Here is a 17,327-nt window from a genome sequence, read left to right on the forward strand (position 1 = left end):
AACCTCAATGCGTAATTCACAATTTCGTGTGTAGCGTGCAACTTGTTGCACGAATGATTAACATCGATGCACAATTCACGTAGCGTGCATCTTGATGCACGACCAAACCACGCACGGAATGTTATTTAACCCTTTCGTATATTCACGATTTCGTGCAACTTGTTGCACGAATGATTAACCTCGATGCACAATTCATGTAGCGTGCATCTTGATGCACGACCAAACCATGCACGGAACGTTATTTTAAGCTTTTCGGACATTCACGATTTCGTGCAACCGGAAAACCCACCGCACTTTTCATATAAAAAAGGACGCCAATCACGCGTCCTTTTGAGTCTGAATTTCGTCTTATTCCTCTGGAGTTACCACTTCAATTTCCACGTTACTATGCAGCCCTCGTGGTAGCTGTGTCCCTTTGCGACCCCGTTCGGCGCGGAATTTCTGTAAATCTTCCGGCTTTAAGGTCACTTTACGTTTACCGGAATGGAAGACTAGGCTGGAATTTTCTTCAATCAACAATAACCGCACCAGTAATTCGGAACGCGCTTTGGCGTTGGCGGATGGAATAGTGACAATTTTGTTGCCTTTGCCTTTGGACAGTTCCGGTAAATCTTGTGCAGGGAAAATTAGCATTCTGCCGGCGGAGGTAAGCGCCACCAAAAGTGCGGTCGGATTTTTCAGTGTTAACGGCGGTAACACTTTGGCGTTTTCCGGTAAGGAAATGAGTGCTTTACCGGCTTTGTTACGAGCGACTAAATCGGCGAATTTACAAATAAAGCCATAGCCGGCATCGGATGCCATAAGCAACGGTTGATCTTCATTTTCAATAAGCAGCTGATCAACGGTTGCACCTGCCGGCAAGGTAAGTTTGCCGGTGAGCGGCTCGCCTTGGGACCGGGCGGACGGCAGACTTAGCGGATCCAGTGTGTAACTGCGCCCTGTGCTGTCGATAAACACCGCCGGTTGATTACTTTTGCCGTAGGCATGCGCCAAATATTTGTCGCCGGCTTTGTAGCTTAAGCCTTGCGGATCAATGTCATGTCCTTTAGCACAACGCACCCAACCCATTTCCGATAAAATCACCGTCACCGGTTCTGTCGGCAGCATTTCGTTTTCTGCAATGGCTTTGGCTTCCGCACGTTCAACTAACGGCGAACGGCGTGGGCTGGCGTACGTTTTGGCATCCTGTTGAATTTCTTTTTTCAACAGCGTATTTAAACGACGTTCGGAGCCTAAAATCTCTTCCAAAGATGACCGCTCTTTTTCCAGTTCAGCTTGTTCCGCTTGCAACTGATGTTCTTCCAGTTTCGCCAAATGACGCAAACGCAAGTTCAGAATGGCTTCCGCTTGTTCATCACTTAAGTTGAAACGAGCCATTAATTCGGCTTTCGGCTCATCTTCGTGACGGATGATTTCGATCACGTCATCAATATTCAAAAAGGCAATCATCAAACCTTGCAAGATATGCAGGCGGGCAAGCACTTTATCTAACCGATATTGCAAGCGGCGGGTCACGGTGGTGCGACGGAAAGTCAGCCATTCAGTGAGGATTTCTAACAAATTTTTCACTGCCGGTTTGTAATCCAAACCAATCATGTTCATGTTGACACGATAGCTTTTTTCTAAATCGGTGGTGGCAAATAAATGCGCCATCATGGCATCAGTATCTACGCGATTCGAACGCGGCACGATCACAATGCGCACCGGATTTTCATGATCTGCTTCATCACGAATATCTTCTACCATCGGTAATTTTTTCGCCGTCATTTGCTCGGCAATTTGCGCAATCACTTTGGATGGCGAGGCTTGGTGCGGCAGGGCACTGATAATGATTTCCCCGTCTTCTTTCTTCCATGCGGCGCGCATTTTGATAGAGCCGCGACCTTGCTGATATATTTTGCGAATTTCTTCTTTCGGCGAAATGATTTCTGCCTCAGTTGGGAAATCCGGGCCTTGCACCACGGTCAACAAGTCATCCAAGGTCGTTTTTGGATTATCCAGCAACATCACTGCAGCGTCAGCAATTTCATTAATATTGTGCGGAGGAATATCCGTTGCCATCCCCACCGCAATCCCTGTCGTGCCGTTGAGTAAAATATGCGGCAAACGTGCCGGCAAATATTGCGGTTCTTCTAAGGTACCGTCAAAGTTTGGCTGGTAATCTACAGTACCTTGACCGAGCTCTGCCAATAGAACTTCTGAAATTTTAGATAAACGGGATTCCGTATAACGCATCGCCGCGAAAGATTTCGGATCGTCTACCGCGCCCCAGTTGCCTTGTCCGTCAACCAATGGGTAACGGTAAGAGAAGGGCTGTGCCATCAACACCATGGCTTCATAGCAAGCGCTATCACCGTGCGGGTGGAATTTACCCAATACATCCCCCACAGTACGGGCAGATTTTTTATATTTTGCCGCTGCATTCAGCCCAAGCTCGGACATGGCATAAATAATGCGTCGCTGTACCGGCTTCAAACCATCACCGATAAACGGCAAGGCGCGATCCATGATGACGTACATGGAGTAGTTGAGGTACGCCCTTTCAGTGAAGTGGCGTAGTGGCATTTGTTCAATGCCTTCGTAGTTGATGGAGTCAGTCATGATTTATTTTTGCGTTTTATTTATGTCGATAATATTCGTTTAATTTATTGGCTTTCGCCAAGTTTCCCCTCTTTTGTAAAGAGGGGCTAGGGGAGATTTAAAGTGCGGTTGATTTTTGAAATGTTTTGAAGTGTTTGAAAATTTCACCGCACTTTTCTTCTTACACAGCCAAATCCACTTGATCCCCTTTCGCTTGCAACCAGTTTTTACGGTCTTCAGCGCGTTTTTTGGCCAGTAGCATATCCATAGTTTCCATTGTTTCTTGGCTTTCTTCGCCTTGCGCTTCAAAGGTGAGTTGCACTAAACGACGGGTGTTTGGATCCATCGTGGTTTCGCGTAATTGCATTGGGTTCATTTCACCCAACCCTTTAAAACGCTGTACGTTCGGCTTGCCTTTTTTCCCTTTGAGACGATCCAAAATAGCGTCTTTTTCGCTTTCATCGAGGGCATAGAAGACTTCTTTGCCTAAGTCGATTCGATAGAGCGGTGGCATCGCCACATACACATGGCCTTGTTCTACCAGTTTTGGGAAATGGCGTAGGAAGAGGGCGCAAAGTAAGGTGGCAATGTGTAAACCATCCGAATCCGCATCGGCGAGAATACAGACCTTGCCGTAGCGAAGTTGAGATAAATCATCGTTGTCGGGGTCAATACCCAATGCCACGGCAATATCATGCACTTCTTGTGAGGCTAACACTTGCTCCGGTGACACTTCCCAGGTGTTCAGAATCTTACCGCGCAACGGCAAAATCGCCTGATATTCGCGATCTCGCGCCTGTTTGGCAGAGCCCCCGGCAGAATCGCCCTCTACTAAAAACAACTCGGTTTTATCCAAGTCCTGTTGCGAACAGTCGGCAAGTTTGCCCGGTAAGGCTGGACCGCTCACCAGTTTTTTACGCACCACTTTTTTCGTTGCACGCAAACGGCGTTGGGCGGAACTGATTGCCATATCTGCCAATAATTCAGCTTGTTGAATATTTTGGTTCAACCACAAACTGAAAGCATCTTTCACCACGCCGCCAATAAACACCGCACTTTGACGGGAGGAAAGTCGTTCTTTGGTTTGTCCGGCGAATTGCGGATCTTGCATTTTAAGGGACAGCACATAAGCACAACGATCCCATAAATCGTCAGCGGTAAGTTTTACACCGCGTGGCAATAAATTGCGGAATTCGCAGAATTCACGCATGGCGTCCAATAACCCTTGACGCAAACCGTTGACGTGTGTGCCGCCAAGTGCGGTCGGAATCAGGTTTACATAGCTTTCACCAATGAGTTCGCCACCTTCCGGCAACCATAATAACGCCCAAGATACCGCTTCTTTTTCGCCTTTAAATTCACCGATAAACGGTTGTTCCGGTAAGGTGACTAAACCGTTTACCGCTTCCATTAAATAGTCGTTCAAACCGTCTTGATAAAGCCAAGTGTCTTCTGTGTCATTCACTTTATCGATAAATTTAATTTCGAGTCCTGAGCACAACACGGCTTTGGCGCGGAGTAAATGACGCAAACGGCTGGCAGAGAATTTTGGGCTGTCGAAATATTTTGGATTGGGTTTGAAGTGCACGGTAGTGCCGGTTGTGCGACGACCGCAGGTGCCGATAACGGTGAGATCTTCTACTTTTTTGCCATTTTCAAAGGCGATTTTATACACTTCACCGTTACGTTTAACGGTGACATCAACTCGCTCGGATAAGGCGTTCACCACAGAAATCCCCACCCCGTGCAAACCACCGGAGAAGGTGTAATTTTTATTGGAGAATTTACCGCCGGCGTGCAGTTTGCTCATGATGACTTCTACGCCGGAGACGTTTTCCACCGGGTGAATATCTACCGGCATACCGCGCCCGTTGTCGATTACTTCAATGGATTGATCTTTATGCAAAATCACTTCGATTTTCGTGGCAAAACCGGCAAGGGCTTCGTCCACGCTGTTGTCGATAACTTCTTGTGCGAGGTGATTTGGGCGGGTGGTGTCGGTGTACATACCCGGGCGGAGTTGTACGGGTTCAAGGTCTTTTAAAACGGTGATTTCGTTGGCGGAATAATTCGTTGTCATAGTCATTCATTAATAAAATCTTGGAAGCAAAATTGCGCAGGATTATAGCAAAAAACAACGGGGTTTTTAACCGCACTTACCGGTTTTGTCGAAAGGAGGGAGAGGTAAGTGCGGTCGTATTAGCAGAACTTTGGATTATGACGACGGATCTTCGTCATGCTGATTTTTCAGGGTGGAGAAATAGTTGGCTAATATCGGGCCGGAAACATTGTGCCAGAAACTGAAAACGGCACTTGGCACCGCGGCAATCGGATTAAAGTGCGCCGTGGCTAAGGCAGCACCGAGACCGGAGTTTTGCATACCCACTTCAATGGCGATCGCTTTGCTGTCGTAATTATTGAGGCGTAAGGCTTTGGCAGCGATAAACCCAACGAGATAGCCAAGGCAGTTGTGTAAGACGACAACGCCGAAAATTAATAAACCGGAATCAATGATTTTGTCTTTGCTACCGGCGACGACGGCGGCAAGGATTAATACAATGGCAATCACCGAAACCAACGGCATGGTTTGACTGATTTGCGCCATTTGTTTTTTTAATAAGGCGCGAATGACTAAACCTAAGAAAATTGGGAAGAGCACCATTTTTAATACCGAAGCAAACATGGCAGAGGCATCAATATCAATCCATTGGCTGGCTAATACATAGAAAATGACCGGCGTTAATAACGGTGCTAGTAAGGTGGAAATGGTGGTGCACGCGACAGAAAGTGCGGTGTTGCCTTTCGCTAAATAGGTCATCACGTTGGAGGAGGTGCCGCCCGGACAAGCGCCTACCAGAATCACGCCGATGGCTAAATCTGTTGGGAGCGCAAAGAGTTTTGCTAATGCAAACGCAATAGCCGGCATGATCACAAACTGTCCAACCACACCGACAATAACGGATTTCGGGTGCTTAACGACTTCGCTGAAATCGTTAAAGGTGAGGGTAATGCCCATACCAAACATGACAATGCCCAGTAAGTAAGGGATATATCCACGGATTTCGAGGAAGGCTTCCGGTGAAACAAACGCGAGGAACGCAAAGAGTAACACCCAAAGTGCAAAGGTTTTACTCACAAATTGGGTTAACTTGAGCAGATATGGCATAAATTTTCCTTAAATAAACATACCGAGTAGTAAAAAAGAAGTTAAAAATAACAGAAATTTGACGGGGAATACAAAGATTTTTCATGGATTTTTTTTAGCATGCCCTGAGAAGTGGATTGCGCGATATTATGTGGCTGTTGTACAAAGCTGAAACCTCAGTCTCCTGAGGTTGTAGGAGGATGAATCACTTTAGCCTATTTCAATATAAAGCTAATGTTTCGACAAGGACTTCAACCATTTCTATATTTGATACATAATCAGGAAAATTTAAATATAAGTTAAATAATATGAGTTAATAATGTAAAATATCTAAAATATAGCTATCAGAATCTATTCATTAGAAATATATAAGACAGGATTAAATCATGAATAAACAATGTTTTCGTATCATCTTTAGCAAAACTTTACAATGTTTAGTTGTGGTGTCAGAGCTTGCAAAGTCGGAAGGTAAATCAGCCGAGACATCATCTTTTACGGTTCCGCAAATTTTAGCTCGAATTCGACCGCTTACCTTCAGTTTATTTTGTGCCTTAGGGTTTGTTGCATTTCCAGATTCAGCGATGGCCGATACTTTTATTATTCAAGCAGATAAATCAGCACCTAAAAATGAACAACCGATTATTTTACAAACCGCTAATGGACTCCCTCAGGTAAATATACAAACGCCTAATGATAAAGGACTTTCACACAATAAATATTCAAAATTTGATGTGGATACCAAAGGGGCTATTTTAAATAACAGTCGTACTAATGTTCAAACTCAACAAGCAGGAATGATTACAGGTAACCCTTATCTTGCTCGCGGAGAGGCTAAAGTTATTTTAAATGAAGTCAATTCGTCTGATCCCTCTGTGTTAAAAGGGTATGTGGAAGTGGCCGGTAAAAAAGCGGATGTAATTATTGCCAATGCCTCAGGTTTGCATTGTGAGGGGTGTGGAGTCATTAATTCTGACCGGACGACTTTCACAACGGGTAAACCACAAATCGTAAATGGTAATTTGGAAAATTTTGTCGTTGAAAACGGTCTGGTAAGCGTTTCGGGTAAAGGTTTAGATAATAGTCGTGTTGATTACACCGAAGTGATTGCGCGTGAAATGCAAGCGAATGCAGGTATTTGGTCTAAGAAAGAAACTAAAGTTATCACAGGGAAAAATACTGTTAAGCGGTCAGATGACCCCGAAGATCTCCAAATTACGCATACGAAGCAAACCTTATCAACAGAAAATAAACCTCAATTTGCTCTTGATGTTGGCGAATTAGGAGGTATGTACTCAGGTAAAATCCACTTGATTGGAACGGAAGAGGGGGTAGGTGTTCGGAATGCCGGGCACATTGGCGCTAGTGCGGAAACATTACAAATTGATAGCCATGGGCGTATCGTAAATACGGGTACTGTAAATGCGCAGAAAGAACTGCGATTAGTTAGTGAAACAGGTATTGAAAATACAGGTAAAATTGAAAATCGACAAAGCGATATTGTACTCACTACGCGGACTGAGATTAAACAAGACGGTACGGTTGTAGCACGCAATGGCAATATTTATAAAAGTGCAAATCAAGGCATCACTCAACATGGTGAGACTATTGCAAAAGGAAATGTGAATTATCAAGCTCCAAAAGTAACAGCTTCAACGCACTCGCTTATTGCTGCAGGCGTTGATGTTAAGGATGTTGCGCAAGGCGAGGAACGTTCTCTTGAAAAAGCCTCGGCACAAGGTAAAAACATCACAGCAATCACAACTGAAAAAGCCACCTTACAAGGGAAAAACCTTGCATCAGGCAAAATTCAAATCACAGGTTCGGCAGCAAATTTGGATAATAGCCATACATCCGCATATTCAATTAATGTCACCGCATCCGAAGATAACATTCAGGCGAATAATGCCGCGATTATTGCGGATGAAGAGCTAGCTTTATCAACGCCGACTTTACTTGAAACTAAAAATAGCTATTTAAAAGCGGAAAATATTACAACTAAGCAACGTTCTCTTCATACGCAAAATACGGTATGGGAACAGACCGGTTTGGGAGAGTTAAAACTTGAAGTTGTGGATGAGCTACAAAATAAAGGCGGTACTTTTAAAACTAAAGGTGATTTGACCGTTAAAGCAAACGGTATGGATAATCAACAAGGTCGTTTATTGGCAAGTGGTAAATTAACTGTCAATGTAGGGAAAGGCAAATTAGATTCAAGTCACGGCGCAATGTTATCGGAGCAAATGCTTTCCATTACTTCAGGTGAGCTTATTAACGATGCCGGTTTAATTCAATCCACTAAACATATTGCAATCAATACACAAGGGCAGTCTCTCTCTAATAAACAGACATTAAGTAATACAAGTACACAGAATAAAGGTATTGTGGCATTAGGTGATCTAAATATCCAATCAGAAAATATTTTTAACCAACAAGGACGTATTGTTAGTGGTGGCGCGCAAAATCTCCAAATAGCCCATACTAATAATCAACATGGGTTAATTTATTCCGGGCAAAATTTCACCTTAAATGGTGTAGGTCTGACTAATGATGGCGGTAAGATCGGGGCTGCTAAGCAAGGCAATATTGCGCTTTCAGGGGATTTAAGTCAGCAGAATGGTGAAATTAATGCAGATGAGATAGTCGTGTCGGCTCAAAATATGAGAAGTTTGGATAAGAGTCGGATTATTGCGAAGGGTGTTACCTTAACAATGGCTCATCAATTAGAAAACTTAAACAGTTTTATTCAAGCCGATTCGAAAGATTTAACCATTTCAAGTCAAGCACTAGATAATACCGGTGGTGAGATTCATGGTCTTCAAAGTGCGGTAACGATTAATACACGCCAGCAAAAGCTTGTAAATAAGACAGGCAAGATCCGTTCGAAATCAATGTTAATGGTTAATAGTGGAGAATTAAATAACATTAACGGCGCTATTCACAGCGAAGGTGATGTTGCGATTAATGCCCATGGACAACTTATTAATAATCAACAAACGAAAGATAAATTACATGGAATCTTAGCTAACGGTAAATTAAAAATTGATGCAGGTAAATTAGATAACGATCAAGGGGCAATTTTAGCTAATTTAGCACAACTAGATGTCGCGCAATTAGAGAATCATTTAGGTATTGTACAGAGCGGTAGTGATTTATCTCTAAACACTCAACAGCTTGAGAATAGCGAAGGACTGATTTCAGGTGCTGCAAAGACTACTCTTACGGTGGCAAATAGTTTACGGCAACAAGCAGGTAAAATCAGTGCGGGAGCATTAACTCTAAACGCCGGCACACTTGATTCTACACAAAAAAGCGTTATTGCGGCTGATAATGCTGATCTGACGATTAAACATAACTTAATCAACACGCATAGTGAGCTTTCTGCAATTCATAATTTAAATGTCATTAGCCAAGAATTGAATAATAGACAAGGTCTGTTATTAGCTGAACAGGGACGCTTAGTAATCAATACCCAACAACATCAAGTGAATAACCAACATGGTAAAATCGTTGCGGGGCAGGCGGTGCATCTAGATAGCGGCCAATTAGATAATCAACAAGGTCTCGTGCAAGGTGATGCAGGCGTTACCTTAAATACTCACGGTCAATCTGTGAATAATATGTCGGCAGCCATAGTCAGCCGACAAGCTTTGGCTATTACAGCGGAGCAATTGAATAATAACCAAGGCTATATTCAATCGGCACAGCAAGCTGATATTCAGCTTGGTTCCTCAACTTTATCCAATGAAAACGGTGAGATTTCTATCGGTACGGATTTGAACTTAAATTCCGGCACAGTGAGCAATACCGATGGCACTATAGTCGCAAAACAGAACGCCATTATTCGTAGTGGTAGACTAAATAATACCAATGCTATGTTAATTGCAGAGCAGGGGAATCTTGATATTGATACTCATGAGCAAGATTTAATCAATCAGCAAGGTAAATTGAGTTCGGGCGCGAATTCTAAAATCAATAGTGGCTTATTAGATAATCAGGCAGGTTTAATTCAAAGCCGTCAAGATATGATGATTAATACTCATCAAGGTGATTTGAATAACCAACAAGGAGAAGTGCCACCAAAAGAAAAAGGTATTATTTCATTGGGTCGATTGGTGATCAGTACACAGCAATTTTTAAATAAAACAGGGTATGTGTTAAGTCAAGGCGACCAGACTATAACGACAGAATCTATTAAAAATGATTCAGGTATCCTTTCCTCATTTGCATCTCAAAAAATAACGGTAAATCAATATCTTAGCAATGTGCAAGGTAGAGTCAGCGCGAATGCTGTCACGATAACCGCGCAATCGATTAATAACCAAACGGGTTTATTGCAAGGGAGTGATCTACTTAATCTTCGGGCGACAGAGGTTTTTAATAATCAGAAGGGACAAGTCAAAGCAAATGATAAGGTTGAAATTCATGCAAAAAGTGTAAATAACCAAGAGGGAAATATTAATACGATTGCAGGCAATTTATTGCTTTCTTCTAAGGAAAGGCTGAATAACAGGTTAGGCAATATCATTACAAAGCAAAATGCAAGCATCATTGCAAATGGCATAGATAATCACCAAGGAACGATTTATAACGAAAAAGGATTGCTTCATCTTAATTTATGGCAACAGGCCTTAGATAATCAACAGGGTAAAGTGATTAGTAAAGAGAACCTCATTTTTGAAGGTGGTTCTCTCTCAAATCATAACGGGGCTATTTATGCTGAAACACAAGGTAAGCTCCAAGTTACAGGATTAGTTGATAACCAACAAAACGGTAAAATTCACGGATTAGGTGAAATGACTATTTTGGCCGATAGCGTTGATAACCGTGGTGGTGAAATTCGTACAAAAGATAATCTCACATTAAATGTAACGACAGAAATCAGCAATCAAAAAGTCGGGGCATCGGGATCATTTATTGAAAGTGGAAATCTTTTAATAATGAATACTGCAAAACTCGATAATCGCGATACAAAATCAATTTCAGAGCAAGTAAGGGAAGGTATCTTAGCCTCTGTATTAAAAATTTCGGCGCAGTCTATCGATAATCAGCAAGGTAAAATTCATAGCCGTACCGAGAGCCATTTAGCCGTAGAGCACTCTCTCAATAATCAGCAAGGTGAGATAACAGGAAATCAAGCGGTTTCGATTAAAGGCACAAATTTACATGTTGATAACCAATCAGGACGCTTGCAAGGGGCGTCTCTGTCAATTGTTGCTGATGATGTTACGACCGATGGACATATTGAGGGTAAAAATGTCCAAATTACCCAACAAAAAGATTTTGTGACGAACAATCACATTAATGCCGAAGACACACTTTCCATTACAACGGCGGGGAATTTAACGAATCGACATAATTTATATGCGAATGCCGGTGTCATGCTTAATGCGTACCATATTACCAATGATGTAGATGGGCGAATTAGTAGTGCGGATACCCGAGTTTACGCCAAAGGTAATATCACCAATGAAGGGTTGATTAACGGGATTAGCTCGGATGGAAATGCAAAAACGGTTGTGAAGGCAGGGAAGCATTTACTCAATACAGGGAAAGGTCGTATTTATGGTGATGAAGTTGCACTTCAAGCAGAGAAAATTGAAAACAGCGATAAAGATTACGGAAATGGGGAAATTAAATCGGCTGTCATTGCCTCGCGCGAACGCTTAGACATCGCTGCACATGAGGTGGAGAATAATACGGTACATTATTTAGCCGATAATCAGGTGGGTGCAATCTTATTTAGTGCAGGAGAGATGACCTTTGGGCGAACACTAAACGCAGATAATCATGCGGAGGGCAAGGCTGACACATTACGCAATAACAGCAGTGTGATTGAAGCGCAACAAGACATTCACTTAAACGTCGCGCAAATTCATAACAATAACGTGCATTTTCTTGTTGAACACGTAAAAACAGGTAAAGCGCCAACGGAGGTCACGAAATTAGAAAATAGATCTGTGAATAAGACTGACATTGTGCCGATGGGGCGTAATGCTCGCCATAATTTGCAAACCGATTTTACGAATAATTTAAATGGAGATAAATCGGGGATAAATACTAACGATCCTCATATTCCAATGACATTACTTCGTTGGGCCGGTTGGAGCCGTGCGGGACAGCTAGTTTATAAAAATGATGGCGCGGAACCGACGGTCTTAAAAGCAGGAGACGTCATAACCAAAGATACACCGCTTGCCATTCGTAATGAAATGACGTGTGACTATATTAACGGAAAAAATGCTTGTCAGTATACACCGGCAGGGCAATATGGTTCGGATAGTCCTATTTGGGCATACTTTGGTGTTCCGGCACCGGTAGAACAACAGCCCCCGTTTCCATTTGATGATTTAGCGGAACAACCTTGGTATAAAGAGAGTGATTGGTTTGATGATGAGGGTAATTTTAAGCGCCCTACCAGACCATCTCGTTTTCGGATGAATAGCGCAGCTTATCAAGAGCAAATAGTAAAATGGGATTATTATGTCGAACACATTAGACCGTTAGAGTTGTGGGAGGCCAAATACCGCAAGAGTATAGATGCGGTAGATGCCGGAATCGAGGCGCATAATAAAAACCGGTTAGGTGCGTTAGCGGGAAAATATTATCGTGAGTTTTGGCGCTTGCATATCAATAATCATCGAGTGGATGAAAGCAAAGTCACGAGAACGGTGGCAGGTCAAATACTGGCTGGTGGTTACTTAAATTTTGATGGTCAATCTTTTATTAATGAACGTAGTGTCGTTATTGCCGGTGAGACGATGTCCTTAACAAATCAAATTAAAAATATTGGTGAGCAAGGATTACATCGAATTACGGATAGCGGCGATAAAGTGTTTACATTTGATAAATGGCGAGGGGGCTTTAAACGTTATTTTCAACGTAAATGGGAAAATCAAGGGCCATATACCCGAATTATTGAAACTCCATTTGATATGCCGGTCTATCGGGTTGAAGAAAAGGTGAATTACAGTGCTAACAAACGGACATCGGATGAGGTTAGCGCATCGACACATCACACATTATCCTTAACCGAAGTGGGTGCGAATAACAGCAGTGCAATTGCGACGATAAGTGCCTATACACCGACTAAATTAGAAGGTGGTGAAATAGCTTCATTTGCCACGTTAAACACATCGCAAATTCTTCATGGGGCGCAACTATGGTCGGGGAATAAATTAGGGCTTGGCGTGCCGACGTTAGCGGAGCGATTAAATGATTTTGGGCGCATGCCGGGACAAAGTCAAAGTGCGGTGCGTCAGTTGGCGCGAGTTGAGTTATCGAACGAGCTTGAAGTGCGTAGCATCCAGCCGAATGTCACGCTTCCGCAAAATGTGTTATATCGAGTTAATGCAGCGCCGACGAGCAACGTGCTGATTGAAACGGACCCGGATTTTACGAACCAAAAACGCTGGTTAAGCAGTGATTATATGTTCAACACACTCCGCTATGCGCCGGAAACGATGCAAAAGCGTTTGGGTGACGGATTTTATGAGCAACGTTTAATCCGCGAACAAATAAACCGCTTAACGGGCAGAAATTTCGTGGGCAACTACAGCGACTTTGACAGTCAATATCGAGGTTTAATGGATGCGGGCATCACGTTTGCGCAGAAGTTTAATCTTCGCCCGGGGATTGCGTTGACGCCAAGTCAAGTGGCGCAGTTAACGACAGACATCGTATGGTTTGAAAGCCAACCGGTTTCGCTTGGGAACGGACGCATAGAGCAGGTGCTGGTGCCGAAGATTTATGCGTTAGTGAAGAAAGGGGATGTAACAGGAAACGGCGCTTTACTGTCAGGCAAAAAAGTGACTCACAAAGGCGGGGATTTCACGAACAGCGGCACTGTAGTGGGGCGAGAGTTAGTTCAATTTGACAGCGCAAGCATTCGCAACACAGGCACACTTAGTGGCAGAGCGATAGTCGGGCAGGTGAGCGGTGATGTCGAGAATCTCGGTGGAACGGTAGAAGCGGACAGAGCGATTTTATTGAATATCGCGGGAAACTTTAAGCATAGCAGTACACTCCACACAAGCGAAGTCAATGAAAACGGCTATCAACGCACAGACACGAGACTAGGACGAAAAGGGTTATTGCACGTCAAAGGGGAAGACGGCGAATTACAAGTGTCGGCGAATAATATTGATGTGACGGGCGCAGATATTCTCAATGAAGGAAAAGGGCGAACCTATGTTTCGGCGAAGAACAAGATGAGTTTGGGGACTTTAGAGGTTGGTTTTAGCGAAAAGATGGGCGGTGGCAATCACATCCGCGCCGAGCGCGTGACGGAAAGTCTCATATCACGTGTGAAAGGCAAGGGAGATGTCGTCTTATCGGGTAAAGATATTTGGTCTGCCGGTGCGGAATTAGAGGCTAAGAATAAGTTTATGGCGTTGGCAGAAAACGACTTGGTTCTGGGCACGGCGACAGTTGACAGTGATTTTGAGGAGTTCCATCAAACGAAAAGCGGCAGTTTGGCGAAGACCACGAAGACGCGTTTAGATAAAGTGCAATCCCGCCATCACCTCGGCACCCAAGTGAGCGGCAAAGACGTGATTCTTTCAGCAGGTCATGATGTGAAGGCGAAAGGCATTCAGGCTATTGCGGATGATAATCTCCATGTTCAGGCTGGACATGATGTTGATATTGGCGCGACGACCAATCACTTTAAAGAAGTGCATCAACAAACGAAGAAAACGTCGGGTGTGCTTGCGAGTGGCGGAGGCATCACCTTTGGCTCGAAATCGGAAAAACATCATGTTGAATCGGAAGGTCGGACGCAATCGGATGGGCGAAGCACATTAGGGTCTTTGCATGGGAACATCAGTGTCCAAGCAGGCAATCACGCTCACGTGATGGGCACGGACATGATAACACCGAACACGAATCGTATCGATGTTGAAGCCGCGAGCGTGAAGGTTGAGGCGGGGAAAGATATTATTCATACGAATGAGCGTCATGAATATAAACAATCCGGCGTAAGTTTGGCGGTAAGTACACCGGTCACGGACATGGCGCAAGCGGCGTACAGCAGCGCACAACGTAGTCAACAGGTGACGAATCCGAAACTGAAAGCGCTTTATGCGATGAAAGCGGCGGAAGAAGCGGCAATGGCGGCACAAAATGTCGGTAAGGTGGCAGAGACGTTAGATGCCTTGCGGGCAGGGAATATGCAACAAAACGGAACCACGTCGAGCCCGAGTGTCAAGGTGAGTCTTGGTTACGGTAGCCAAAAACAAACGCAAAGCAGTGAAAGCCAAAGCATTCGCCATCAAAAATCCACATTAAGCACCGGCGTATTAAATGTCAGAGCGCATGGTGAAAAAGTGGTTTTTGAAGGCGTGGATGCGAATGCCAAGTTAATGGCGTTTTCCGGCAAACAAGGGATTGACATCAAAGGGGTGAAAGACGAAGAGCATCAGCGTACGGAGAATAAATCGTCCGGCGGAAGTGTCGGAGTCTTTATGGGGACCAACGGTAATAGTTACGGATTGGGGATAGAGGGGTCGGCGAATGCGGCGAAGGGCAAGTCGAACTCGCATAGCGAACGCTGGCAAAACAGCCATCTGACGGCAGATAAAATCATCACGAACAGTGAGGAAGGGGACTTAACCCTTGATGCGGCGAATCTTAAAGCAAAACGTTGGGAAGCGGATATTCAAAATCTGACGATAACGAGCCGCCAAGATACGGAAAAATACGAATCGAAACAAACGAGCGCAGGTACAAGCGGTTCGGTGGCGTATGGTTCAGGCGTTGGGGTCTCAGTGAATGGGGCATACAGTAAAGCGAAAGTGGATTATGCGCAAGTCAATGAACAAGCCGGGATTCGTGTCGGCGAGGATGGTATAGATGCCAACATCCACAACCATGCTCAACTGAACGCAGCCATCATCGAAAGTAGCGCGGAGGAAAGTAAAAACCGCTTTAAAGCCAAATCGATTTCTACAACAGATATTGAAAACCGCAGTGAGATAAAAACCGAAAGTGCGAGCATCGGTGCGGGCACGGGAGGCATTAACCCGATGCAAGCTATCAGCTCCACCTTAAGTTTATTAGGTAACACCAATGAAAGCGCGCGAAGCACCACCAAATCGGCCATCAGCGGTAACATTCAGATAGAGACGGAAACACCGGAAAATCTGACCGCACTTTCACGGGATACGAAGAATGCGAATCAACGTGTTGAAAAGCAAGATTTACAAAAAGTGCAAGAACGCCAAGAAATGGCGAAAGTGATAGGCGACATCACGAACAACGCGATTAATATTGCCACCTATGAAGAGCGTGAGAAAATCAACAAGCTAGGGCTTGAGAAGTTTAAGCTGGAAGAGAAATACGGAAAAGACAATCCTCAAGCGCAAGAAATCGGTAAACAAATTACCGCGATTCAAAATGACATCGACCGCACTTACGGTATAGGCAGTGAAAAAGGCATGGCGATTCGCGCGGTGACAGCGGCATTACAAGCGGCAGCACAAAACGATACCTCAGGCAGTCTTGTCGCACTGGCTTCGCCTTATCTCAATCAAAAAATCCACGAGATGACGGCAGGCGACACCGCAAAAGACAAAGCGACTAATCTGATGGCGCATGCCCTGCTTTCTGCCGTGGAGTTCCAAGTGACAGGCAAAGACCCATTAACGGGTGCAGTGGCTGGAGTGACAGGGGAAGCAACCGCTGAAATCATTGCGAGAGCTTACGGCAAACCGGTCAGTGAATTAACGGCAAATGAGAAGGAAAACATTAGCATGTTAAGCCAACTGGCGGGCGGATTGGCTGCGGCATTGACGGCGAAGGCGAATGGCACCACAGCAGAGCAAGGGGGGAATTTCCTTGCTGCAAGTTCTGGGGCCGAGACGGCTAAAAGGGCGGTGGAGAATAATTATTTATACAACGGCGAGGTAAATAGTCTCGTTAAGGAATTGGCAAAAGCTGAAAAGGAAGGGAAAGATACAAAACCTATTTTTGAAAAATACGCAAAATTAAGTGAGAAGAATCGACAAGAAATATTGAAGACTTGTGGTAATAATCCAGCTTGTTATATACCACATATTCAGATGATGCAATCAGGTGATGAAGCGGCATATGAAAACTTTAGTTATTTAAGGTTAGGTACTTATTTTAATAATCTAAGCAGAGAAACTCAGGTTAAATTGAGTGATTTTGTGGAATCGGAAAACGGTAAAACAAGAAACCAATTACCAAAGAGCGTACACTATGCAACTTTTGCTTTAGGTGCTGCTGAAGCTGCGGGGTTAGGGGGACTAGCCTTAAAAACTAAGTTACCTAAAGGAGCTAATGCGAATGAGGTATTGCCTATTGTTGGGAAAACAAAAGGATATGAAAAGCATGAGGTTAGAATTTCTTCTGGTGCGGAGAATAATGCTAAAGCTATCCCATTGAAGGAGCAACTATCTAATGAAGTATTAAAAAGTAGAGGAACTAAATTAGAAAATTTAGAAGTATCAGCCAGAGTAGAAATTGATGGTAAGGTTTATGTTGATACCAACCAACGAGCAAGAGGGAATAGATTTTCAGACCCTAATAAATTGACTTTAATTGCACAGAATGTGGCAAATAAAAAACCTTAAAAGAACGGTTC

General features: G+C 43.9%; 4 protein-coding genes. 1 reads left to right on the forward strand and 3 read right to left on the reverse strand.

Annotation, left to right across the window (positions count from 1 at the left end; all coding sequences use genetic code 11):
* Window positions 1–348: 348 nt before the first annotated feature.
* The 3 genes from parC to AC30SF_RS03500 form a co-directional block, all read right to left on the reverse strand.
* Window positions 349–2,601: a DNA topoisomerase IV subunit A gene (gene parC / locus AC30SF_RS03490; protein ID WP_489607564.1), complete on the reverse strand. Its 2,253-nt coding sequence runs from the start codon at window positions 2,599–2,601 to the stop codon at window positions 349–351.
* Between the two features lie 160 nt (window positions 2,602–2,761).
* Window positions 2,762–4,660 (reverse strand): DNA topoisomerase IV subunit B, encoded by a 1,899-nt coding sequence (parE, locus tag AC30SF_RS03495; protein WP_489607565.1) that lies wholly within the window; start codon window positions 4,658–4,660, stop codon window positions 2,762–2,764.
* Between the two features lie 135 nt (window positions 4,661–4,795).
* Window positions 4,796–5,746, reverse strand: coding sequence for a bile acid:sodium symporter family protein (locus tag AC30SF_RS03500; RefSeq protein ID WP_485860624.1), 951 nt, complete (start codon window positions 5,744–5,746; stop codon window positions 4,796–4,798).
* 365 nt (window positions 5,747–6,111) lie between these two features.
* Here AC30SF_RS03500 and AC30SF_RS03505 point away from each other — a divergent pair, with 365 nt between their 5' ends.
* Window positions 6,112–17,316: a two-partner secretion domain-containing protein gene (locus AC30SF_RS03505; protein ID WP_489607566.1), complete on the forward strand. Its 11,205-nt coding sequence runs from the start codon at window positions 6,112–6,114 to the stop codon at window positions 17,314–17,316.
* Window positions 17,317–17,327: the final 11 nt, after the last annotated feature.

It is taken from the genome of Aggregatibacter valvarum, from assembly GCF_980468985.1.

Coding starts and splice junctions, on each gene's coding strand:
- parE (WP_489607565.1), bottom strand. CDS start 4,660: ATGACAACGAATTATTCCGCCAACGAAATCACCGTTTTAAAAGACCTT.
- AC30SF_RS03505 (WP_489607566.1), top strand. CDS start 6,112: ATGAATAAACAATGTTTTCGTATCATCTTTAGCAAAACTTTACAATGT.
- parC (WP_489607564.1), bottom strand. CDS start 2,601: ATGACTGACTCCATCAACTACGAAGGCATTGAACAAATGCCACTACGC.
- AC30SF_RS03500 (WP_485860624.1), bottom strand. CDS start 5,746: ATGCCATATCTGCTCAAGTTAACCCAATTTGTGAGTAAAACCTTTGCA.